Below are 20882 nucleotides of genomic sequence, written 5' to 3' on the forward strand. Positions count from 1 at the left end.
CGCCCTCCCTACGATCGACACGAGCCGGGGAGCGACGAACCGTGATGCCGTGCGCACGCCACCCTGTTCGTCCCGATCCGGCAGGGCCCTCCAGCGTGCCGGAACCTCCGGGTGAGGGGCCTCGGCCAAACGGCCAGGCCTGCCCCGGCCGTCCGCGACATCAGGCGTTTGTGCTGGATTCGCGGAGTACCGCCTCGCCATGATGGGGCGGCCCGGGTTCCCCGGTTTCGCCCGATTCGCCGGAAGGCTTCCTCGCCATGACGCGTACCCAGCGCCGGACCGGGCTTCTGCTCGTCGCGGTGTTCCTGTGGAACCTGCCGTTGGTCCACTCCGCACCGCGGGCCGAGGCCGCCGGGCCCGGACACTGTGCGGCCGGGGTGCCCTTCAGCCGGCCTGGTTCCCCGGACGGGGATCCGCAGGGGCAGCTCGTCGCGCTGCAGCCGGACGCCGGCCCTCGGAGCGGCGGAAACCAGGTCACACTGACCGGCGCCGGCCTCAGCACCTATACGCGGGTGTTCTTCGGCACCCTGGGAGCCGACGGGTGCTTCACCGGCCGGGAAGCCCCGGACGTGGTGGTGCTCAGCGACACCTCCATCGTCGCCGTCGCACCCCCGTGGCCCACGGCCGCCACCGTCTCCGTCTACGCGGGCACCGACTGCGGGCGGCTCAGCAATCCGCTCGGCTACACCTACCTCGACTGACGTCCGCCTCTCCTGCCTGTCGGCCCCGGCCCCGGCCCCGGCCCCGGCCCCGATCCACCCACCGGGCCGGGGCCGGGGCCGACAGACCCTCAGAACAGGGTCCGCACCAGGCTCCCGACGACGCGTCCCGCCGCCGCCCCGAGCGTGCCCGCCAGCGCGTCGGTGAGGTGTCCGAGCCACGCGCGGAAGGACGCCTCGGCCGCCTCGAAGCGGAGCCCGCAGCCGCAGTGGAACCGCGTCTCCCACACGCTCCAGGTCCCCCGGCAGGCCGCGCACCGCACCCGCGCCGCGTTCGGGTCGACGTCCAGCGTCCCACCGTCCCGGCCGCCGGCCGGGCAGTCCCGGTGCCTGCTCGCACTCCACGCGCGGGAGCAGGCCGGACAAGCGGGGAACGGGAACTCCACCCACGTCATGCGCGTGCCCTTCGCGGCCGTCGACCGCGGCCACCCTGATGGGACCGGCCGTGCTCTGCGCGTGCGATGGATCCACGGTTCCCCCCACGCCGCGGCTCGGCCCGGCCCGTGGGGTGTTCGCCCGTTCCGCCCCGGGACCCGGGCCCCGGAGATCTGCGGCGCGGATGTCGGGGCACGGTCACGCGCGGCGTTCGATGTGTGCAGGGCGGGCAGGTGCGTGCTGACGCCGGACCCCGTTCCCCTACGGTGTGAGTCACGCAGCCTGTGACACCACCCGGCTCGGGTGGCCCGGAGTGCTGCCGTATCCGTAGAACTTCCTGTGGGGGAACCACCATCATGCCCACCACGCTCGTCCGCCGTACGGTACTGACCGCCTCGGCCCTGTCTCTGACACTGCTCGCCTCCGCCTGCGGCGGCTCCGGCAGCGCCGACGGGAAGGCCGACGGGAAGGCCGGTGCGAAGGCCGACGCGAAGCCGTCGGCCTCGGCTTCCCCATCCGCTCCGGCGGCTCCGGCGGCTCCGGCCGCCAAGGGGAAGACGGATGCGGAGCTCGCGGGCATGATCCTGGTTCAAGCGGACCTGCCCGACCACCTCTTCAAAGCCGTCTCCGAGCAGGACGTGAAGGCTGGGGAGGGCGCCGTCAGTGACGTCCCCGACTGTCTGCCGGTGCTGCAGGGGATGGCCTCCGCACCGATCGGCCACCCGACTGGAGCGGCACGGATCGCGGTGGCCGCCAAGCCGAAGCCGGTGGCCAAGGACGCGAGCGAAGAGGACAAGCGGCTCGCCGCCCACAACGCCCTCGGAGCCACCGCGACCGTGGTCAGCCTGTACTCGTACGACGGCGATGGTGCCGAGCGGGTCTTCCGCTCGCTCGAGGACGCGGGCCTGCCCTGCGAGAAGGGTTTCGTGGCCACCGTGGAAGGCGAGCAACTTGGGAACACCACGGTGCGCCCCTTCACCAAGGTCGAGGTCGGCGATGAGAGCCTGACGTACACCCTTGCGATGGCGGACGAAGAGATCGGACGCATCTCGACGGAGCTCGTGGTCGTGCGCAAGGCCAACACCCTCGCCGTCTTCCACGCGCAGAGCATGAGCGGCACCGCCGACCACCCCAAGGACGTCGTCGAGGCCCAGGCCGGGAAGCTCGGCTGACGGTCCGTCCGGCGAAGCCGTCAGCTTGATGGCGGCCGGGAGCTCCGCCTCCGCCGCCCCGGATCCCGGGGTGCGGAGGCGGAGCTCCGCGGGTCAGTGCCTTCCGGCCGGGGCGGGCCGTTCCGGCCGGCCGGTGGTGCGGGGCGCTTCCCGCTTGCGCAGCTGCTGGAGTTGCTGCCTGATGACTTCCAGGCTGCGGGTGACGGCGCCGACCTCGTCGTGGTGGCGCGGGAACAGGACGGTGCGGCGGTCGCCGTCCGCCAGGGCCTCGGCCCGCTGGGCGAGTTCGCGCAGGGCGCGGACCACGATGAGGTGGATCCATCCGAGGCAGGCCACGGCGGCCGTGAGGCCGAGCAGGCCGGCCAGCACCGTACGGTTCTGCAGGCTGTACTCGGGGATGGCCAGGCCCCTGGCGGGCTGCCAGCTGACCACGGTCCAGTTCATCTTCTTGGCGGCGCCACCGCCGACGAACGGGGTCGCGGCGGCGATGGTCGGCGAACCGCGGTCGCGGTAGAGGACACCGGCCGGGCGGGGCGCCATGCCGACCTTGAGGGAGGCACCGTCGACCAGCGCCCCGAGCCGCTTGTCGCCGAGCTTCTCGAAGGCCTGGTAGCCGCTGCTGGAGGCGATCACCCGGTGTTCCGCGTCGACGACCCGGATCTCGCCCAGGCCCGGCCGCTTCAGCAGCGAGTTGAGGAAGTCGACCCGGAACTCGGCGACGACTGCCGCGCCCTTGCGGCTGGAGGTGTCGGCGGCGGCGACGAGGATCGGTTCGTTGCCGCCGGTGACCAGGGTGATCGGTTCCCGGCCGGGCCCCTTGGTGGCGGGCGCCTTCGGCTCCGTGCCGGCCCTGGCGAGCACCTTGCCGTTCGCGTCGACCACGTACAGCGACTGGTAGCGCAGGTGTTCCTCCAGCGTGCGCTCCAGCACGATGGCCATGTGCTGCGGGGTGGTGCGGTCGTTCATCAGCGAGGCGACCGAGACCAGGTCGGCGTGCCCTTCGTTGAGCGCGCGCCGGACCCGGTCGTTCACGGTGTCGGTGCGCTCGCGCTGGTCGTTGACGATCTGCTGGGGCACGACGACGTCTTCGCCGGCCCGGTTGAGCATCAGCCCGAGGGGCAGGCACCAGCCGATGAGCAGGACAAGGGCCAGTGCGACGAGGGTGCGGACCCCGGTCTTGCGCAGTTTGCCGCCGGTGGCGATGCCGTCCGGGCCCGGGTCGGGCTGGTCGAGCAGCTGGTGGCGCAGGCGCTCCAGCGACAGGCCGATCCGGGCGCCTTCACCGCTGCGCGGGACCCTCACGGGCCGGTGCAGGTCACCGCGGGTCAGCCGTCGGCTCTCCAGGAAGAGGGCGAGCAGTGGCCGCTGGACGGTGGTGACGAGCAGGAGGATCACCAGGCCGCCGATGAGCAGCAGGGCGCCTGCCGCGACGAGGCCGACGACGGCGTCGGTCGCGGGCCGGGTGTCCTCGGCGACGTTGACCATGGCGACGACGGTGAGGCCGAGGCTGGTGGCAGTCGTGCCGACACCGGCTTCGGGGCCGGCCAGGGTCGCGTAGCCGGCGGCGGCGCGGTCACCGGCGAACTCGCCGCCCAACAGGCTTCCGCTCACGCCGCGGAACCCTCCGGAGCCCGGCTCCTTGGTCGTCAGCGGGTGGCGTTTGGCCTTCTTCGCCGCCGACTTGGCGAAGGACTTGAGCTGCTTGGTGTCCCGCTTGACGTCCGCGCGCTGAAGGTCGGTGAGCACCTGCTCGGGTTCGGGGATGCCGTCGCTGCTGAGGATCCGGCCTTCGGAGTCCACGACCGCGATGGCCCGGAAGTCGCCGAGGCTGATGCCCGGGAAGCGCAGGCTGCTGGAGGCGACCAGCAGTTGCTGCGGCTTGCCCGGCCAGGTGAGCAGGGCGAGGGTCAGCAGTCGGGTCTCGCCGTTCTCCAGGCGGATCATCCGGGGTGTGAGGCCGCTCTTGTCCGACAGCTTGGACAAGTCGATGGCGGGCAGCGGGAGGTTCTCGCCGCGGGCGGCGAGTAGCCGGCCGGAGCTGATCTCGACGAGCGCCGTGCCGCGCCACTTCTGGTAGGCGCCGCCGATCTTGTCGAGGACGGCGTCGGGGGTGACCGGGTCGCCCGCCGAGAAGAGGGTGGCGGTCCGGTTGAGGTCGGTGACGCTCTCGTCCAGCGACGCCCGCAGGGCGATCGCGCCGTCCTCCGCGAAGTGCTGCTGGGAGGTCATGACGGCTTCGGGCAGTTGGTCCTTGCGGACGCTGCCCAGGCTCAGGGCCGTGAGACCGGCCAGGAGGAGCAGTAGGGCGGACAGCGCGGCGATCGGCGGGCGTATGCCGCCGAGCAGGGACATGTCTGCCCTTCGGCGGGCTTTGCGCCGCCGCTTCGTTTGGGAAGCGGCCACAGGGGCGCTCCTCTCCTGGGTATGGATCCTGCGGATATGGCGGTATGTACGAGTAAAAGGTCCCGAGCCGGGCAAGAGGGACTCAGCCCCGGAGTTCCTGCGGGGGCCGGCCGTCCGGGCCGGGCGGGGAGGCTCAGCCCGGGAGTTCCTGGAGGGGGCGCAGGCCGTCCTGGGCGGCGCCCCGGTTCAGGATCGTGCCCACGGTGCGCTCGAAGGCCACGCGGTAGCGGGCGCGCTGCTCGGGCAGCAGGTTCTCGTCGTTGCGGAGCGCTTCGGCCACGTCGACCAGGCGGTGGTCGCGTACGGGTTTGATCTCGACCCCGGTGGCGGCGCCGTCCTGCGCGGCCTCGGGGTCCGGCGGGATGTCGGTGAAGGTCGGCACGAACCGGGCCTGCACGTCCCACTTGCCGCCCTTCTCGGCGAACTCGAACCAGCCGATGGCGCCTTCTTCGGTCAGGCCGGTGGGCACGTCGTGGCGGGCGAGCTGGTTTCCGAGGCCGTACGCGATCCAGGTGCCGTCGACCTTCTCGAAGGGCTGAACCACGTGCGCGTGGTGTCCGATGACCAGGTTGATCCCGGTCTTCTCGGCGATCTGGCGGCCGAGCTTGAGCTGGGGCTTGCTCGCGTTGGGCTGGTGCTCACGGCCCCAGTGGATCGACAGGATCACGACCTCGGCGCCTGCCTTGCGGGCGGCGGTCTCGGCGGCGGCGATCTTGTCGAAGTCGGTCAGGTTGGCCAGCCACGGCTTGTCCGCAGGTAGTTCCCGGCCGTTGAACCCGAAGGCGTAGGAGATCTGCGCCACTTTGACGCCCTTGACGTCCACGATCAACGGCTTGTTGGCTTCGGCCTGGTTGCGGGCGGAGCCGGTGTGCTTCAGGCCCGCCTTGTCGAGGGTGTCCAGCGTGCGGTACACGCCATCGGGGCCGTGGTCGAGGGTGTGGTTGGAGGCCGTCGAGCAGGTGTCGTACCCGATGTTCTTGATCGTGGTCGCGATCTGCGGCGGAACCAGGAAGTCCGGGTAGCTCTGGAAGGGGCCGCCGGGCTTTCCGAGGACCGGTTCCATGTGGCAGATGCCGAGGTCCGCCTTGCTGATGACGGGTTTCACGCCCGCCATGATCTTGTCGAACTCGTACCCGGACCGGCCTTCGGCCTTCGCGTCCCGGGCGGCCTGGTCGATCAGCTGGGGGTGGATCAGGATGTCGCCGGCCGCGGCCACGGTGAAGGACCGCCCGCTGCCGCCGGCCCCCATGGCGCCGTCCGCGTAGTCGCCCGAGTCTCCCAGGACTCCACAGCCGGTGAGGGAAGCGGCAAGGAGACCCATGAGCGCCGCCGTGCGGAGCGGGATCGGGTGGGTGAAGCCCTTCCCCACACCGGCCGACGGGGATGAGGCCCCGGGGACGCCACCGGCTGCCGCGCCGCCGGCGGGGGGCGCGGATGCGCCCACGGCCCCGAACGCGACTGCCGTGCCGCCGGCCGTCATGGGACTCTTGAAGCTGTTCACCGGTCTCCCCCGTGCGTTACATCTGGTCGACTACAGCAGGTACGACTGCCGACCGGCCCCGGGGGTTGTACAGGCATCGGCCCCCATTCATGCCCAACACGACGGAAGCGTCCGACCCGAAGCCGCGGCGGTGTGCCGGGTCCTTTCCGGGAACCGCGGAAGCCATCGCCCCTGGAACTGGCGCTCGCCAGGGCTATGGCCGGGCTGCGGTCGGCGTCACCGTGGCACCTTTTCGACCTCAGGCCCGGCCCCGTCCGCTCGAAAAGCGCGCCGGTAGGCGGCGGGTGTGGTGCGCAGGGCCTCGTGGAAGCGCCGGCGCAGGTTGACGGCCGAGGAGAGGCCGACCCGGTGCGCGATGGTTTCCACGGGCAGGTCGGTCTCCTCCAGCAGGGCGCGGGTGGCGGCGAGACGGCGGTCCAGTAGCCAGCGTCCGGGGCTGATCCCCAATTGCTCGGTGAAGCGCCGGGTCAGCGTGCGGGCCGAGACCTGGGAGCGGACCGCCATCTCGGCGACGCTGACCGGCTGGTCCAGGCGCCCGGCCAGCCACTCCAGCAGCGGGGCCAGCGAGTCGGCGACCGGTCCGGAGGTCGGCAGTTCGGCGTACTGCAGCTGGCAGCCCTCGCGGTGCGGCGGCATCACCATCTGGCGGGCGATCCGCATCGCGTACGCGGCGCCCTGGTCGGTGCGCACCAGGTGCAGGCAGAGGTCCACGCCCGCCGCCGACCCGGCGCTGGTCGCGACGTCGCCGTGGTCCACGTACAGCACTGCGGGGTCGACCCGGACCCGCGGGAACCGGGCGGCCAGCTCCGGGGCCTGGGCCCAGTGGGTGGCGGCCCTGCGATCGTCCAGCAGCCCGGCGGCCGCGAGTACGAACGCGCCCGAGCAGATGCCGACGACGCGCGCGCCGCGGCGGTGCGCCTTGCGGACCGCCGCGATCAGCGTTGCCGACACCTCGGTGCCGGCGGGCTGCTGCCAGCCGGGGATCAGTACGGTGTCCGCGCGCTCCAGCGCGTCCAGGCCCGTCATGACCAGCAGGTCGTATCCGGCCTGGGTTCGCAGCGGGCCGGGGTGCTCGGTACAGACCTCGAACGCGTAGCGGGAAGGGATCGCCGGGCTGTGGTCGCCGAACACCTCGGTCGCGCAGGCCAGCGGGAAGGTCGACTGCGGGGACTGCAGCACGGCCACGACCCGGTGGATCGCCGGGGACTTCGGCAGCGGACGAGGCGTCATGGCCCGAAAGTACCCCATCGTGTCGTTCAGGACACTGGAGCGAGCCATTGGTCTAGTCCAGCATCATCCTGTGACCACCGCACAGAAACAAACACAGGCCCAGACCGTCCACACCGTCCACTCCGATGCGCCGACCGCCGGAGCCTCCTTGTGGGACCGGCGATTCACGCTCTACTTCATCGCCCGCGCCGTTTCCCTGGTCGGCGACGCGATGATGCCGGTCGCCGCCGCGCTCGCGGTCGGACCGCTGTACGGAATCTCCGGAGTCGGCTTCGTCCTCGGCACCTGGACCGGGACCTTCGTCCTCCTGGTCCTCTTCGGCGGGGTGTTCGCCGACCGGGTCGGCGCGCGCCGGATGATGGTCGGCGCGGACCTCGTCCGGGTGGTCACCCAGGGGGTGCTGGCCGCCGCGTTCTTCGCCGGGACGCCGCCGTTCTGGCTGCTGGTGGCCATGGCGACACTGGCCGGTGCGGCCGTCGCGATGTTCCAGCCGGGGGTGAACGGGATGGTCCCGCTGGTCGCCCGGGAACCGCAGCGCGCCAACGCCACGCTCAAAGTCGCCGACGCGCTGGCCCAACTGATCGGCCCGGCCCTGGCTGGGCTGCTGATCGTACTGACCGGCGCCGGGACCGTTTACGCGATCGACGCGGGCACCTTTGTACTCAGCGCCCTGTGCCTGGGGCTCATCCGCCTGGCCGGCACCGGCACCGGAACCGACGCCGAAGCCGCCAACTCCGCGGCCACCGCCCGACGGAGTTCGCTCCGCCGCGACCTGCGCCAGGGCTGGCAGGAGTTCCGCTCCCGCACCTGGATGTGGGCGGTGATCCTGATCTGGGTGGCCTACGGCGTGCTCCTCTTCGGCCCGCTGGTGCCACTGAGCTCGGCGCTGATCGGCGCCCGCCTCGGCCCGAACGCGTACGGTCTGGCCGTCTCCTTCCTCGGTGTCGGCACGGTGCTCGGAGGCCTGCTCGCCCTGCGACTGCGCCCGGCCCGGCCGCTGGCCGCCGGCGCGATCGCCATGGCGTTGTTCACCGCGCTCCCGCTCTGCGTGGCGTTGGGTGCCGGGCTGCCGGTGCTGCTGGCGGGACACGTCCTCGGCGGTGGCGCCTGGGCGTTCTGGTCGGTGATGTGGGCGACCAGCGTGCAGACCCACACGCCACCAGCGGTGCTCAACCGGGTCACCGCGTACGAGCTGGCCGGCTCGGTGTCCGGAATCGCCCTCGGCCAGATCCTGGCCGGACCGGCCACGGAGCTGGCCTCCCCGCAGACGCTGCTGCTGGTCTCGGCCGGCACCTGCCTGGCGGGCTGCGTGGCACTGCTCTCGATCCCGGCGATCCGCACCCTGCGCCGCATCACTCCCGCGGACAGCGCTTGACCGCCGGCGGGACCGAACCCCTGAAACGCATGCGAGTGGGCGGGCACGGGCGATGAGTTCGCGCAGCGTGCGGCTGCCTGAAGCGGGGATGTCGCCGAGGAGCTCGCGCACCTACCCTGGCGGAAGACAACAGGGGGAGATCGTCATGACCGTGAAGAAGCCGATGCCCCCGAAGGCAGGGTTGTGGATCTCCGGCGTCATGGGGGTGGCGTGGTGCGGAGTGCTGGCGTTCTGGCTGTTGGTGGTCCCCGAGCCGCTCGACATGCCGGGCGGGCTGGTGCCGGCGATCCTGGCGGCCAGCGCGGCCGCCCAGCTGGGCATGGCGGCCATGTATGCCGTGCGGCTGCGGCGGTCGCGGTGACGGACCGCGAGCGGGTGCCGGTCGACAACCGCGACCCGCAGACCTGGTACGCCCGCGGCCTGGCCCTCCTCGGCCTGGGCGGCGTGCTGCTCCTCGTGGCATGGCTGAACCGGTCGGCTGAACCATGGTTGGCCCTCGACCTCTTCAACGGGTTCGGGTTCGCGCTCCTCGGCTTCGGCGCACTGTTCTTCACCGCGGGAGTGGTGCTGCGGTTGGTTCGCCACCGCCCCTGAACGTCCGGACACCAAGCACCTGTCTGCCGGCAAGTACCCCCGATGCCCCGGAGACGTCGCGTCCCGGGTGATGGCGCCGGTCACGCCGGGTGGCGGTCACCGCTCCCGGCGACGGCGCCTTGCGCGACGAATGGCTCCACCAGGCCTTCTCCGAGTCCGACTGGGCGCCGAACCTCCTGACGAGCGGTGACAGACCTGTCGGCTTCGCGTTCGTCCGCGGCCTGATCGGATCGACGCGCGTGCTGAACAGCTTTTTCGTGGTGCGTGGTGCGTGGTGCGCGAAGGGCGGGGATCGGGCTGCGCGCCGTTCAGGAGATCCTCGCCTTGCACCCCGGCTCGTGGGAGATCGCCTTCCAGGACGCCGACACGGCCGCGGTGCGCTTCTGGCACCGGGTTGCCACGGCGATCGCCGGCGACGCATGGGCCGAGGAGCGCAGGCTCGTTCCGGGGCGGCCGGACCTGCCTCCTGATACCTGGATCTCGCTCAGCACCCCTGCCTAGGTCCCGCCGGCCCGTCTTGCGCCGCGCCGGCGTCGGTTCGCGGGGCCGGCCTCTTGTTTACCTTACGGGTCGACCCGTAAGGTAAGTGCCATGAGCTCCTCTCCGCCCTCCAGGGGGCGACCCAGGGATCCCCGGTCGCACGAAGCGATCATCGGCGCGACGGCGGAGCTGGTGGCCGAGGTCGGCTACGCCGCGACGTCGATCGGGGCGGTGGCCGCACGGGCCGGCGTGGGCAAGGACACGATCTACCGGCGGTGGCCGGGCAAGCCGGAGTTGGTCTTCGAGGCCGTCTTCACGACCACCGACGACGCTCCTGCCCCGGACACCGGAACGCTGGCCGGGGACCTGACCGTGCTGCTCCAGGGCCTGGTCGACGAGTTCCGCGCGCCGGCCGCCGCGGCGGCGCTCCCGGGGCTGCTCGCCGACTTCGCCGCCGATCCGGAACTGAAGGCGCGCATCCGCGGCGACTTCCTGGCCCCGTCGAAGGAAGGGCTGCTGATCGTCTTCGAACGCGCCGTGGCGCGCGGGGAGATCGCGGCCGAAACGCCGGTGGACCTGGTCCTGGACACGCTGGCCGGAGCCGTGTTCTTCCACGTGGGACTGGTCGGGGAACACCCTGGCCCGCATCTGGCCACACTGCTGGCCGCCGTCGTGGCCAAGGGAATCGAGATCCGATGAACAGCTGGTTCCTCGCGGCGGGCATCACCGCCGTCGGCGTCGCCGCAGTGCACGTCATCGCCGGGCGCCGCGATGTGGTGCGCCCGCTGCTGTCCTCCGGGCTCGCGGACGAACCCAAGCGTGTCCTGCACGCCGTCTGGCACATGGTGAGCATCGACTTGGGGCTCTCCGGACTCGCTCTGCTCTACCTCTCCCTGAGGGACGGTACGCCGGGGACCGGCCTGCTGGCGTGGTTCGTGGCCGCGCACTTCGTCGCGTACGCGGCAGCCTTCCTCGTCATCACCCTGTCCGTCGGCTGGCCCAGGCCGCTGCTCCGCCTGCCGCAGTGGATCCTGCTCCTGCCCGTCGCGGTGCTGACGGCTGCGGGCGCCGCGTAGCCCGTCCGTGTCCTGGGTGCCGGCCGGTGCGACGCGTCGTCACGGTGCGGCAAGCCGGCGGTACTCGTGCCCGGCGCCGGGGAACGAGGAGGAGAGAATGCCCGACCGCAGCTCGCCGTCGAGCGAGGACGCGAGGAATTGCGTACAGGACACGGAGAAGTGCTCCCACCGGTCGCCGCGCGCCTCGTTCACCATGACGGTCCATCGGTCCGGATCAAGACCCGGCCGGACGAGCCAGTAGAGGCATTCTCCGTTGTCCGTAGTGGCCCAGGGGATGACACGGGCGCCTTCGGCCTCCAGTTCCGCCGGCTTCCTCTCGAACCGCCACAGGTCTTCGAGGTCTTCGGCCTGGTTCCTTGCCCAGGTGATGAGGTCGTAGTTCTCGTTGGGGCAGCCGGGCTCCAGGACGTACAGGTAGTCGTCCCAGTTGCTTCCGCCGTGGACATGGATGAAGTCCTTGTAGTCGGCGGGAAGTTCGACCCCGAGAACGCGCTCGATCTCGCACCAGTCCTTCTGGTGGCGCGCACTCGGCGCCCGGGCGATTTCGAAGAGCCGCGCAAGGGCATGGGGCATGGCGAGGGTCCTGTATTCCGGGGGTCGGTCTGGTTGTGGATGCCGGGCGGTGGGCTTCCTTCTCCTGGTCTCGCCAACCTAGTGCAGTGCGGCGGCGGCCGGTCCGCCGAACGGGTGGCCGATGAGGGTGATTCCGCGGACGGCTCCGGCGCATTCAGGTGCACCGTAGGCCGCCCGGCCCACACCTGGATCGCCGTGTTCCGTCAGCCCTTCTAGATTGCGGCGAGGATGCGGGAAATCGCCCGCTCTGACCGAAAGGGCTGCCCGCATGGCTCGCCGCTGGTTCACATCCGCCCTGTGCGCGCTCGCGCTCCTCGCACCGGGGTCGCTCGGCGCGGCCTCGGCCGCCGAAGGAGGACGGGCTTCCCTGCGGGTCATGACCCGCAACCTCTATCTCGGCGCCGACCTCGCGCCCGTTCTCGCCGCCACCAGCCCCCAGGGGCTCGTCGCCGCGGTGACCGCGGTGTGGGCGAACGTCCGGGCGACGGACTTCCCCGAGCGTGCCGAAGCGCTGGCCGACGAGATCGCCGCCGGCGATCCGCACCTCGTGGGTGTCCAGGAAGCCGTGCTGTGGCGCAGCCAGACACCTGCCGGACCGGGCAGCGCCACCCACGTCGAGTACGACTTCCTGCAGATCCTTCTCGACGAGCTCTCCGCCCGGGGCAAGCACTACGCGGCCGTGGCGAGTGTCACCGTCGGCAGCGACTTCGAAGCCCCGCGCTCCACGCCCACCGGTTTGCAGGACATCCGCCTCACCGACCGCGACGTGCTCCTGACCCGCACCGACCTGCCCGCACACACGTTCTCCGTGGCCAACGCGCAGGCCGCCCGGTTCCAGAGCCACGTACCCGTCTGCCGTCCCGTGCTGGGCTGCCCGCCCAATCCGGCCCTGCGGATCGAGCGCGGCTGGGTCGCGGCCGATGCCACGCTGCGCGGCCGCACCACCCGAGTGGTGACCACCCATCTCGAGCCCGCCGCCCCCGCCGTCCAGGAAGCACAGACCGACGAACTGCTCGCGGGCCCGCTGAACACCACGCTCCCCACCGTGCTGCTGGGCGACCTCAACTCGGCGGCCGGCGGAGTCGGGGCGACACCGGGAACCAACACCCAGAGCCACAACCGGCTCCTGGCCGCCGGATTCACCGACGCCTGGACGGCCACCCGCCCCCGCGACCCCGGCTTCACCTGCTGCCAGGCCCCCGACCTGCGCAACTCCACCTCCGCCCTCACGCAGCGCATCGACTACGTGCTCTTCCGCGGCAAGATCACCGCGCTGTCGACCCACCGCGTGGGCCGCGCCCAGGCCGACCGCACCCCGTCGGGTCTGTGGCCCTCCGACCATGCCGGCGTCAGAGGCGTGCTCCAGCTCCGCTGAGACACCGCCGCGCGGCTCCCGCGTGCCCCGTGTGCCTCCCGGCAGGCCCGCGGGGCGCGACCGTGCCGGCCTCACACGTCCCGGCGCCGTACGACCGTCACGGCAACGGTCACCGAGACGAGCACCCAGGCCGCGAGAGCGATCCAGGAGCCGGTGATCGTGCCCGGGTGGGCGCCCAGACTCGTGGCGGATTCCGGGTTCAGCGACAGCCGGCCCTGGGCGGCGAGCGGGAGGTGGTTGCCGATCTCCCTCAGGACGCGGTACCGGTCGCCGCCGAAGAGCATGGGCAGGATGAAGAGGATCCCCACGACGGCGACGATCGAGGCCGTGGCGTGGCGCAGAACGGCCCCGAAGGCCATCCCGATGAGTGCGCAGACCGGGACGACCAGCGCGTAGGCCACGACGGCCCGCAGGCAGCCGGGGTCGTGGATCGAGAGCCCGACGTCACGGGAGGCCAGCATCGCGTTGGTGGTGAAGAACGAGGTCGTGGAGACGATCGCACCGAGGGCGAGCGTGACCACCGCGGCCAGGGCCACCTTGGCGGTGATCACCGCACGCCGGTCGGGGACGGCCGCGAACGTGGTGCGGATCATCCCGGTGGCGTACTCGCCGAAGACCGTGATGGCTCCGAAACTGGCCGCCGCCAGTGCCATGACACCGACCGCGATGCTGCTCAGGCCGTGGAACAAGGGGTCGTACGTGTAGGAAGGTTCGCCGGGCGGCGGGGGGAGCGTCGGGTGCGGCTGGTCGATGTACGGGAAGTCGGAGTGAACGGCGTTCACGTTGATCGCGATCGCGACGACGGCGCTGAGGACGAGCACCCAGTAGGTCGACCTGAGCGAGCGCATCTTGATCCACTCGGCGGCGAGCAGGTCGGTGAACCCGGCCCCGGGTTCACCGGCGGGTTCGGCCGCCCGCACGGGCGGCCTGGTTCCGGACGTGGTCGGCGTGCTCATCGGGGTTCTCCTGCGAGGTATTCGACGCTGTCGGCGGTGAGGGACATGAACGCCGACTCCAGGGACGAGGTGTGGGTGGCCAGTTCGTGCAGCACGATGCGGTGCCGGTGGGCGAGGTCGCCGATCCGGGCCGCCGTCAGGCCGGTGACGCGGACCGCCGGGCCGCCCTCCCGGTGCACCGACCCGCCTTCGGCGACCAGTACGGCCTCCAGTGCCTCCCGGTCCGCCGGGTCGGGGGTCCTGACCGTCACGCCCCGGGAGGCGTGCCGCGCCGAGAAGTCGGCCAGGCTCGCGTCGGCGATGAGCCGGCCCCTGCCGATGACGATGATCCGGTCGGCGGTGTGTTCCATCTCGGCCATCATGTGGCTGGAGACGAAGACGGTGCGGCCCTCGGACGCCAGCCGCCGGAACAGGCCGCGCACCCACAGCACGCCCTCGGGGTCGAGGCCGTTCAGGGGCTCGTCGAAGAGCAGCACCGGCGGATCGCCGAGCAGGGCGCCCGCGATGCCGAGGCGCTGCTTCATCCCGAGGGAGAACCCGCCGATCCGGCGGGCCGCCGCCTTCGCCAGCCCGACTTCCCGCAGCACCTCGTCCACCCGGGACGGGGGGATGCGGTTGCCACGGGCCAGGGCGGACAGGTGCGCCCGCGCGCTCCGGCCGCCGTGCACGTCGTGGGCGTCCAACAGAGCGCCCACGTGGCGCAGTCCGCGCGGGCGGTGCGAGAAGGGCACCCCGTCCACGGTGACGGTCCCGCCGGTCGGCGTGTTGAGGCCCAGGATCATCCGCAGGGTGGTGGACTTGCCGGCGCCGTTGGGGCCGAGGAATCCCGTCACCCGGCCCGGTTCCACGGTGAAGCTCAGGTCGTCGACGGCGACGGTGTCGCCGTACCGCTTGGTCAGCCCAGTCGATTCGATCACGGGGGCCACGCTGCCCGTGCGGGTACGGTCCGTGCGTCGGCCGGTGGTTCACACTGCGACGCCCTTCCGGTAGCCCGGGGGATTAGTCCTGCGGGCCAATGTCCCGGCGGGCGGGCGCGGATACGATCGCCCGATGACCGCTCCTCCTCGTCCGTCCCTGCTCAGACGCGTGCCACCGGGCGCGTGGGTGGGCGCCTTCTGGGTGACCCTCGTCCTCGTACGCATGCTGCAACGGCCGGACGAGCTGCGCCATTTGGTCCAGTACAACGGCAACATCGAGGATGCGCCGCTCCTGGCCACCGCCGTCGTCACGACCCTTGGCGCCCTGCTGCTGTTCCGCGCGCCACTGGCGGCCGTGGCCGTCGCGCTCGCGGGCACCGTGTTCTCGATCGGGATGGAGGTGCGCGAGACGCCGTTCGTCCTGTTCCTGCTGGCCGACGCGGCCGTCGGATACACCGCCGCGACCCGTCCGCGGCGGGTCTCGGTCTCCGCCGCCCTGCTCTGCTTCGCCACCCTGGCGGGCTATGCGGGCTGGCACCTGGCCCGCGGCTACTTCTTCAACCCCTCGGCGCCGGCCGGGCTCGCGTCGACCGTCGTCATCGCCTGGCTGATCGGCAACACGATCCGTCAGGACCGGGCCCACGCGGACACGGTGCGCGCCCAGGTCACCCGGCAGGCCGTCACCGCGGAGCGGCTGCGCATCGCCCGGGAACTGCACGACATGGTCGCCCACAACATCGGCATCATCACCATCCAGGCCGGTGTGGGCAGCCGGGTCATGGACACCCAGCCCGCCGAGACGCGCAAGGCGCTCGACGCCATCGAGGCCACGGGCAGGGAGACCCTCGCCGGTCTGCGGCGGATGCTCGGGGCGCTGCGCAAGGGCGAGGAGGAGTCGGCGCCGCTGGAGCCGGTCCCCGGTCTGGCCGCCCTGGGGCAGCTGGTCGGGCGGAGCGCGGCCGCCGGTGTCCGGGTCGAGGTCCACTGGCGGGGGAAGCCCCGCGAACTGCCTTCGGACGTGGACCTCGCGGCCTTCCGCATCGTCCAGGAGGCGGTCACCAACGTGGTGCGGCACTCCGGCACCCGGGACTGCACCGTGACGGTCGACCACCGCGGCGACGAGCTGGCCGTCGAGGTCGTCGACCTCGGCCGCGGGGGCGGCGTCGGCGGATCCGGGTACGGAATCGTCGGCATGCGGGAGCGCGTCGGGCTGCTGCACGGCGAGTTCAGCGCCGGGCCGCTCCCGGCCGGCGGCTTCCGGGTGGCGGCCGTGCTGCCGGTACCGGTGGAGGCGGGGCGGTGATCCGCGTCGTGCTGATCGACGACCAGCCGCTGATCCGTACGGGCCTGCGCGTCCTCATCGCCGACACCCCCGGCCTGGAGGTCGTCGGGGAGGCCGGGAACGGCGCCGACGCCGTGGAACTGGTGGCGCGGCTGCGGCCGGACGTGGCCATCATGGACATCCGGATGCCCGGCACGGACGGGATCGAGGCCACCCGGCGGATCGACGCGGATCCGCGCTCGACGACCCGCGTCCTGGTCCTCACCACCTTCGACGACGACGAGTACGTCTACGGTGCGCTCCGCGCCGGGGCGAGCGGCTTCCTCGTCAAGGACATGCCGCTCGAGTCCATCCTCGACGGGGTCCGGGTCGTCGCCGCCGGGGACGCCCTCATCGCGCCGAGCGTCACGCGCCGCCTCATCGAGGAGTTCGCGGCGCGGCCCGGCCCCTCCCCCGGCGCCGGTCCAGGGGGACGCTCCGGAGCCGGCCGGGCGGTGGCGGGCGGCATCACGGACCGGGAGCGCGAGGTCCTGACCCTGGTCGGCCGCGGCCTGTCCAATGCGGAGATCGCCGGGGAGCTCACCATCAGCGTGGCCACCGCGAAGGCTCACGTCTCACGGCTCTTCACCAAACTCGACGCGCGCGACCGGGTCCACCTCGTGATCCTGGCCTACGAGTTCGGCCTCGTCGCGCCCCCGGGGTGAGGCCTGGACGGCGTGTGCGGCGTGTGCGGCGTGTGCGGCGTGTGCGGCTTACGCGGCGTGTGCGGCTTACGCGGCGGTGCCGTCCGGCTCCGTGGTCATGCGGGCCACGTGGAGCGCCAGGTAGGAGACCTCGTCCTCGCTCAGGTGCTCACCCAGGCGCAGCTCGACGACGGTCGCCAACTGCTGCGCGGTGCGGGTCGCCTCCGGGTAGTGCCGGCGGATGCCCTCGCCGATCGTGGTCTCGTGGCCCTTCAGCTGCCGGTGCTGCTGGATGCGCACGAAGAGGTAGCGCACGTGGGTGATGAACCGCGCCGCGCTCATGGACTCCTGGGACACCGACAGCCCGTACCGCTCCCGGACGACGGCGAGCATCTGCTGGATGACCCCGGTCATCGTGTACGTGAAGGACAGGTCGCCCGTGGCGAAGCCCGCGTTGACCAGGTGCAACGCGAGCGCGATCGCCTCGGATTCCTCCAGCCGCGGGTCCAGGCGCTCGTTGATCGCGTCCAGCAGGCGCTGCGCCTGGGCGTACTCGGAGGCGTACAGGGCCTGGACCTCCGCGCGCAGCGGGTACTCGATGACGATGCCGCGCGCGGCCCGGTCCAGTGCGCCGGTCACGTGGTCGGCGACGGCGATGGCGAGGGTCGGCCGGGTGGACTCGCGTCCCTCGATGCCCGCTTCGTCGAGGGCGATCACGACGGCCCGCAGGACCTCCTCGTCGATGAGGGCGAGGACCTCGCTCAGGTGGTCGGGGTCGCGGCCGTCCGCCGGGACGAAGACGCGCACGATGAGCGCGGGGTCGACGGGCTTGCCCTGCCGGGAGCTGAATCCGATGCCGCGCCCGGTGAGGATGACCTCCTGGCCCTTTTCGTCGCGCGCGAGGACCACGTTGTTATTGAGGACACGCAGCGCCTTCAACGCCTGCTCTCCTTCTCGTTCGCGGTCCGGTTCTGCCCAATGATCCCGCATTGTCTGGCACGCGTGCGCCACCCTCTCCCCTGGACTCTGCCCCGAACCGGTCCGACGCGGGCACGCCCCACGAGGTGGCGCGTGCCCGCGTCGGACCGGTGGCGGTCGTTACCGCCGTACGGTCACCACGGGGGCGCCGGCGGCGACGGTCTGCCCGGTGTGCGGCTCGACCGAGGTGAGGTCGGCGGTGTTGGTGACGGTCATGAGGGTGACGGTCGGGTGATCCGCCGCGCGCACGGCGTCGAGGTCGACCTCGGCGAGGAGGTCGCCGACGGAGACCCGGCTGCCCGCCTCGACGCGGACGTCGAAGCCCTCCCCGCGCATCTGCACCGTGTCGATGCCGATGTGGATGAGCACCTCGACGCCGTCCGCGGTACGGATGCCGAAGGCGTGGCCGGTGGCGGCGACGATGACCAGCTCCCCGTCGACCGGGGAGACGATGCGGCCGTCGGCCGGCTCGATGCCGACGCCTTCGCCGAGCGCGCGGGAGGCGAAGACGGGGTCCCCGACCTCGTCGAGGCCGACCACACGGCCCGCGACGGGCGCGGCGAGCTCGGTGCCCTTGGCGGGGGTGGAGGCGGGAGCACCGGCGGCGGTGTCGGACGCGGAGACGGATGCCGTGGCGGATGCGGAGGCGGAGCCGGCGGATGCGCCCGCGGCGGTCACGGCGGCCGTGGCGGCGCCGACTGTGACGAGCTCGCGGTCATCGGCGGCCGTGGCCTCCCCGCGGGAGAGGGCCTCGGCGGCGTCGCGATCGGCGTTGGCCTGGACGCGGTCCGCCGGGGTGCGGAAGTCGGAGAAGTACACGAGGGCCATCGAGACGAAGAAGGCGGCCGTGATCGCGATGCCGTAGGTGGCCATCGGGGAGAAGACCGGGATGGTCAGCAGGGAGGTGAAGGCGAAGGCCTTGGTGTCCACGCCGCCCAGGACGCCCACGATCACGCCGCCGACGAGGCAGCCGACGAGCATGCGCGGGTAGATCCGCTTGAAGCGCAGGTGGATGCCGTACAGCGACGGCTCGGAGATGCCGCCGAGCAGACCCGCGGCCAGGGCGCCGGTCGCGGTCTGGCGCATCTCCTTCTCGCGGTGGCGCAGCGAGAGCAGCAGGACACCGGCGGTGGCGCCGAAGCAGGCGAAGTTCCATGCGCCCATGGGGCCCTGGATGAAGTCGTAGCCGAGGGTGTTGATGTTCACGAGCATGAGCGCGTTCAGCGGCCAGTGCAGGCCCAGCGGCACCAGGAACGGGTAGAGCAGCGGGATGAGGATCGCGAAGACGATCGGGGCGTTGCCGTTCAGCCAGGACAGGCCCTCACCGAGGCCGTTGCCGGCCCAGACGCCCAGCGGGCCGATGAGGAACGCGGTGATCGGGATCATGATCAGCATGCTGAAGAACGGCACGAAGACCAGGTGCACGGCCTCCGGGAAGATGCGCTGCAGGCCCTTGTAGACCAGGGCGAGCAGGGCGACCATCAGCAGCGGCACGAAGACCTGGCCGCCGTAGTCGTTCAGCTGCATCGGCAGTCTGAAGACGTGCGCGACGCACTCCTGGGTGCCCAGGGTCCCGTTGGTGGTGCAGGTGATGCCGGGGATGCCGGACTTCGGGTTGAGCATGCCCGTGAAGTTCGGGGTCATCACCGCGGCCATCACCGCGGCGCCCACCCAGGGGTCGATCTTCAGCTTCTTGGCCGCGTTGTAGGCGACCATGATCGGCAGGAAGTACAGGACCGAGCGCCACATGGCGTCGACGAAGACCCAGGTGGCGGACTTGTCCGCGGCGCGGAAGTCGACGAAGCCCAGGGCATCGAGGACGGAGGCGATCGCGATGATGAGCGAGGAGCCCAACAGGACGCCCATGAGGGGGCGGAACGAGTCCGACAGGTACTCGAAGAAGTTGTCGACCACGGCGTAGCGGCCGCGGCTCTTGGCCCGCATCGCGGCCTTGACGTCTGCGTCGGACTTCGGGCCGGGAGTGCCGCCGCCCGCCATGGACGGCAGGTTCATGATCTCGGAGTAGACGCGTGCGACGGCTCCGCCGATCACGATCTGCAGACGGTCACCTGACTGCGGCACGGTGGCCATGACGCCGTCGAGGGCATCGAGGGCGGCCGCGTCGGCCTTCGCCCCGTCGTGGAGCTGGAAGCGCAGCCTCGTCGCGCAGTGCGTGAGGCTCTCGATGTTCTCGGCGCCGCCGACGCCGCGGAGGATCTGCTCCGCGAGCGTGCCGGGTCCGGCTACGGGTGTGTTCATGATGCGTCCTTGCATCCTGGGGCTGATGCCATCCTGCTTCGGTTCGCGATCTCTCACGCCCGGATCCGGGCAACAAAAAAGGCCCGGGTCGCGCACGCGGCGCCACCCAGGCCTTGCCTCCCCTCAAGCGGTGCACCGCCTTGACGTCGCGTGGCGACGAAAGCGGTGACCTCGGGGAGTAGCAATCCTGTGATCGAGATCGATCAGACAAAACCTTAACACCGGGAAGTGCGTGCGGACGGCGACGGCCCTGTGATGTAGCTCGCGGTGCGGGCCCGGCGGCCCGGGGCGGGGCGCGTCCTACGGGCGGCGGGCCAGCAAGTGGGAGTCGAGGAAGCCGCGTTCGGAGGCCGGGTCGTGGAGCAGCCGGGCGAACGGGACGAGGCCGGCGCCGGTCAGCAGGTCGGCGAGCCCGTCCGCCGGCCAGCTGTAGGCGGGTGCCACCTTGTGGTCGAAGCGGACCGGATCCGGGCCTTCGGTCCCGAAGAAGGAGACCAGGAGCAGGCCGCCCGGTGCGAGGACGCGGACCTGCTCGGCGAGCAGCGCGGGCAGTTCCCCGGGCGGGGTGTGGATCATCGAGTAGTGGGCCAGTACGCCGCCCAGCGCGCCGTCCTCGACGGGGAGGGCCTCCATGCGCGCCTCGTCGAACCGCAGCGCCGGATGGGCCCGGCGGGCGTGGTCGACCATGGCCGGGGAGAGGTCGAGCCCGAAGGCGTCCAGTCCGAGGTCGTTCAGCATGGCCGTCAGGTGTCCGGGGCCGCACCCGACGTCGGCCGCTCGCGGGTTCCCCGTCCCCCGCACCAGCTCGGCGAAGGTGGTGATCATGGCTCGCGCGAAGGGCTGCGTCTCCAGCCGGTCGGCGAACATCGACGCGTACAGCTCGACCACGCCGTCGTAGGCCGCCCTGGTCCTGTCTTGATGATCCGCCACGGGA

Annotated in this window: 20 protein-coding genes and 1 pseudogene; 11 read left to right on the forward strand and 10 right to left on the reverse strand. The window is 71.8% G+C overall.

The features are described 5' to 3' along the window. The first annotated feature begins 257 nt into the window (after positions 1-257). Complete coding sequence (locus ACODT5_RS04365) at positions 258-701, forward strand: IPT/TIG domain-containing protein (protein WP_422517861.1); 444 nt, start codon at positions 258-260, stop codon at positions 699-701. 89 nt (positions 702-790) lie between these two features. Here the strand turns inward: ACODT5_RS04365 and ACODT5_RS04370 are convergent, their stop codons facing one another. Next, positions 791-1114: a hypothetical protein gene (locus tag ACODT5_RS04370; protein WP_422517862.1), complete on the reverse strand. Its 324-nt coding sequence runs from the start codon at positions 1112-1114 to the stop codon at positions 791-793. A gap of 336 nt (positions 1115-1450) precedes the next feature. On the opposite strand from ACODT5_RS04370, the gene ACODT5_RS04375 reads away from it, so the two are divergent. After that, positions 1451-2266, forward strand: coding sequence for a hypothetical protein (locus ACODT5_RS04375; RefSeq protein WP_422517863.1), 816 nt, complete (start codon positions 1451-1453; stop codon positions 2264-2266). Between the two features lie 93 nt (positions 2267-2359). On the opposite strand, the gene ACODT5_RS04380 is transcribed toward ACODT5_RS04375, so the two are convergent. The 3 genes from ACODT5_RS04380 to ACODT5_RS04390 all read right to left on the reverse strand — a co-directional run bounded on the left by ACODT5_RS04380 (position 2360) and on the right by ACODT5_RS04390 (position 7400). Continuing rightward, positions 2360-4618 (reverse strand): cache domain-containing protein, encoded by a 2259-nt coding sequence (locus tag ACODT5_RS04380; RefSeq protein WP_422519548.1) that lies wholly within the window; start codon positions 4616-4618, stop codon positions 2360-2362. Between the two features lie 184 nt (positions 4619-4802). Continuing rightward, on the reverse strand, positions 4803-5990 hold the full coding sequence (locus ACODT5_RS04385; protein WP_422519549.1) for a CapA family protein: 1188 nt from the start codon (positions 5988-5990) through the stop codon (positions 4803-4805). A 396-nt stretch (positions 5991-6386) separates the two neighbouring features. After that, positions 6387-7400: a GlxA family transcriptional regulator gene (locus ACODT5_RS04390; RefSeq protein ID WP_422517864.1), complete on the reverse strand. Its 1014-nt coding sequence runs from the start codon at positions 7398-7400 to the stop codon at positions 6387-6389. 70 nt (positions 7401-7470) lie between these two features. Between ACODT5_RS04390 and ACODT5_RS04395 the strand changes: the two genes are divergently transcribed. The 6 genes and pseudogenes from ACODT5_RS04395 to ACODT5_RS04420 all read left to right on the forward strand — a co-directional run bounded on the left by ACODT5_RS04395 (position 7471) and on the right by ACODT5_RS04420 (position 10925). Next, positions 7471-8775, forward strand: coding sequence for an MFS transporter (locus ACODT5_RS04395; protein ID WP_422517865.1), 1305 nt, complete (start codon positions 7471-7473; stop codon positions 8773-8775). 145 nt (positions 8776-8920) lie between these two features. Then, positions 8921-9136: a hypothetical protein gene (locus tag ACODT5_RS04400; RefSeq protein ID WP_422517866.1), complete on the forward strand. Its 216-nt coding sequence runs from the start codon at positions 8921-8923 to the stop codon at positions 9134-9136. Beyond that, positions 9133-9369, forward strand: coding sequence for a hypothetical protein (locus tag ACODT5_RS04405; RefSeq protein WP_422517867.1), 237 nt, complete (start codon positions 9133-9135; stop codon positions 9367-9369). Before ACODT5_RS04400 ends, ACODT5_RS04405 begins: the two co-directional genes overlap by 4 nt. 89 nt (positions 9370-9458) lie before the next feature. Next, positions 9459-9870: pseudogene (locus ACODT5_RS04410) on the forward strand (GNAT family N-acetyltransferase). 90 nt (positions 9871-9960) lie between these two features. Beyond that, positions 9961-10548: a TetR/AcrR family transcriptional regulator gene (locus ACODT5_RS04415; protein ID WP_422517868.1), complete on the forward strand. Its 588-nt coding sequence runs from the start codon at positions 9961-9963 to the stop codon at positions 10546-10548. Next, entirely contained in the window at positions 10545-10925 is a 381-nt protein-coding gene (locus ACODT5_RS04420) for a hypothetical protein (RefSeq protein ID WP_422517869.1), read from the forward strand. The genes ACODT5_RS04415 and ACODT5_RS04420 overlap by 4 nt, the downstream gene beginning before the upstream one ends. Before the next feature lie 39 nt (positions 10926-10964). Here ACODT5_RS04420 and ACODT5_RS04425 read toward each other — a convergent pair whose 3' ends face one another. Next, entirely contained in the window at positions 10965-11498 is a 534-nt protein-coding gene (locus tag ACODT5_RS04425; RefSeq protein ID WP_422517870.1) for an SMI1/KNR4 family protein, read from the reverse strand. Positions 11499-11766: 268 nt separating this feature from the next. Between ACODT5_RS04425 and ACODT5_RS04430 the strand changes: the two genes are divergently transcribed. Further along, entirely contained in the window at positions 11767-12873 is a 1107-nt protein-coding gene (locus tag ACODT5_RS04430; protein ID WP_422517871.1) for an endonuclease/exonuclease/phosphatase family protein, read from the forward strand. A gap of 71 nt (positions 12874-12944) precedes the next feature. On the opposite strand, the gene ACODT5_RS04435 is transcribed toward ACODT5_RS04430, so the two are convergent. Further along, positions 12945-13829: an ABC transporter permease gene (locus ACODT5_RS04435; protein WP_422517872.1), complete on the reverse strand. Its 885-nt coding sequence runs from the start codon at positions 13827-13829 to the stop codon at positions 12945-12947. Next, positions 13826-14746, reverse strand: a complete 921-nt coding sequence (locus ACODT5_RS04440) for an ABC transporter ATP-binding protein (protein WP_422517873.1) — start codon at positions 14744-14746, stop codon at positions 13826-13828. Before ACODT5_RS04440 ends, ACODT5_RS04435 begins: the two co-directional genes overlap by 4 nt. Before the next feature lie 133 nt (positions 14747-14879). Between ACODT5_RS04440 and ACODT5_RS04445 the strand changes: the two genes are divergently transcribed. Beyond that, a complete protein-coding gene (locus ACODT5_RS04445; RefSeq protein WP_422517874.1) occupies positions 14880-16049 on the forward strand; it encodes a sensor histidine kinase in 1170 nt (389 codons plus the stop codon). Beyond that, positions 16046-16732: a response regulator gene (locus tag ACODT5_RS04450; RefSeq protein ID WP_422517875.1), complete on the forward strand. Its 687-nt coding sequence runs from the start codon at positions 16046-16048 to the stop codon at positions 16730-16732. The genes ACODT5_RS04445 and ACODT5_RS04450 overlap by 4 nt, the downstream gene beginning before the upstream one ends. Before the next feature lie 66 nt (positions 16733-16798). On the opposite strand, the gene ACODT5_RS04455 is transcribed toward ACODT5_RS04450, so the two are convergent. The 3 genes from ACODT5_RS04455 to ACODT5_RS04465 form a co-directional block, all read right to left on the reverse strand. After that, the gene (locus ACODT5_RS04455) at positions 16799-17650 is read right to left on the reverse strand and encodes a PRD domain-containing protein (RefSeq protein ID WP_422517876.1); all 852 of its coding nucleotides are present in this window, start codon (positions 17648-17650) and stop codon (positions 16799-16801) included. Positions 17651-17809: 159 nt separating this feature from the next. Further along, on the reverse strand, positions 17810-19948 hold the full coding sequence (locus ACODT5_RS04460; RefSeq protein WP_422517877.1) for a glucose PTS transporter subunit IIA: 2139 nt from the start codon (positions 19946-19948) through the stop codon (positions 17810-17812). Positions 19949-20248: 300 nt separating this feature from the next. Next, a complete protein-coding gene (locus ACODT5_RS04465) occupies positions 20249-20878 on the reverse strand; it encodes a class I SAM-dependent methyltransferase (RefSeq protein ID WP_422517878.1) in 630 nt (209 codons plus the stop codon). Positions 20879-20882: the final 4 nt, after the last annotated feature.

The organism is Streptomyces tatrensis (genome assembly GCF_049310065.1).
Taxonomy (GTDB): Bacteria; Actinomycetota; Actinomycetes; order Streptomycetales; family Streptomycetaceae; genus Streptomyces.

Bases quoted from the DNA above. Each gene is read 5' to 3' on its own strand.
- ACODT5_RS04365 (WP_422517861.1), top strand. From the start codon at position 258: ATGACGCGTACCCAGCGCCGGACCGGGCTTCTGCTCGTCGCGGTGTTC.
- ACODT5_RS04370 (WP_422517862.1), bottom strand. From the start codon at position 1,114: ATGACGTGGGTGGAGTTCCCGTTCCCCGCTTGTCCGGCCTGCTCCCGC.
- ACODT5_RS04375 (WP_422517863.1), top strand. From the start codon at position 1,451: ATGCCCACCACGCTCGTCCGCCGTACGGTACTGACCGCCTCGGCCCTG.
- ACODT5_RS04380 (WP_422519548.1), bottom strand. From the start codon at position 4,618: ATGTCCCTGCTCGGCGGCATACGCCCGCCGATCGCCGCGCTGTCCGCC.
- ACODT5_RS04385 (WP_422519549.1), bottom strand. From the start codon at position 5,990: ATGGGTCTCCTTGCCGCTTCCCTCACCGGCTGTGGAGTCCTGGGAGAC.
- ACODT5_RS04390 (WP_422517864.1), bottom strand. From the start codon at position 7,400: ATGACGCCTCGTCCGCTGCCGAAGTCCCCGGCGATCCACCGGGTCGTG.
- ACODT5_RS04400 (WP_422517866.1), top strand. From the start codon at position 8,921: ATGACCGTGAAGAAGCCGATGCCCCCGAAGGCAGGGTTGTGGATCTCC.
- ACODT5_RS04415 (WP_422517868.1), top strand. From the start codon at position 9,961: ATGAGCTCCTCTCCGCCCTCCAGGGGGCGACCCAGGGATCCCCGGTCG.
- ACODT5_RS04420 (WP_422517869.1), top strand. From the start codon at position 10,545: ATGAACAGCTGGTTCCTCGCGGCGGGCATCACCGCCGTCGGCGTCGCC.
- ACODT5_RS04425 (WP_422517870.1), bottom strand. From the start codon at position 11,498: ATGCCCCATGCCCTTGCGCGGCTCTTCGAAATCGCCCGGGCGCCGAGT.
- ACODT5_RS04430 (WP_422517871.1), top strand. From the start codon at position 11,767: ATGGCTCGCCGCTGGTTCACATCCGCCCTGTGCGCGCTCGCGCTCCTC.
- ACODT5_RS04435 (WP_422517872.1), bottom strand. From the start codon at position 13,829: ATGAGCACGCCGACCACGTCCGGAACCAGGCCGCCCGTGCGGGCGGCC.
- ACODT5_RS04445 (WP_422517874.1), top strand. From the start codon at position 14,880: ATGACCGCTCCTCCTCGTCCGTCCCTGCTCAGACGCGTGCCACCGGGC.
- ACODT5_RS04460 (WP_422517877.1), bottom strand. From the start codon at position 19,948: ATGAACACACCCGTAGCCGGACCCGGCACGCTCGCGGAGCAGATCCTC.